Origin of the sequence: Mesorhizobium sp. M2E.F.Ca.ET.219.01.1.1, from assembly GCF_004016445.2 — a bacterium.
Taxonomy (GTDB): Bacteria; Pseudomonadota; Alphaproteobacteria; order Rhizobiales; family Rhizobiaceae; genus Mesorhizobium.
The window spans coordinates 1-290 of record NZ_SADT02000244.1 but is presented as its reverse complement, the minus strand read 5'-3'; the positions used below and the strand labels follow the sequence as shown (position 1 = coordinate 290).

General features: G+C 66.2%; 1 protein-coding gene. It reads right to left on the bottom strand.

Annotated elements, in window-relative coordinates; all coding sequences use genetic code 11:
• The coding region (locus EN862_RS35690; RefSeq protein ID WP_135913344.1) for a hypothetical protein at positions 1 to 290 on the bottom strand (290 nt) is incomplete at both ends.

Here is a 290-nt window from a genome sequence, read left to right as displayed (position 1 = left end):
GATTGGCAAAGGCTTGCGCATTGCCGCGCAGGCCGAACGTCAGCGTGTAGAAGGCATAGTCGCAACTTCTCTGGCCGCCCTTCTTGGTGAAGAACGGCACGATGCGCCCCGGCTCGGGATTGACGACACGGGGATTGTCGAGCTCAAGCCTGGGTTCCGGGCCTGCGGCCTCGACGATCTTGGCCGGGATGGGGTCCTCGGCGAAGGCCGGCAGTGCCGGCATCATGGCGACCGCGATACCGGCCGCCATCAGCCAGCGCGCGCCGCGCCTGGCATATGACAGGGGTTTC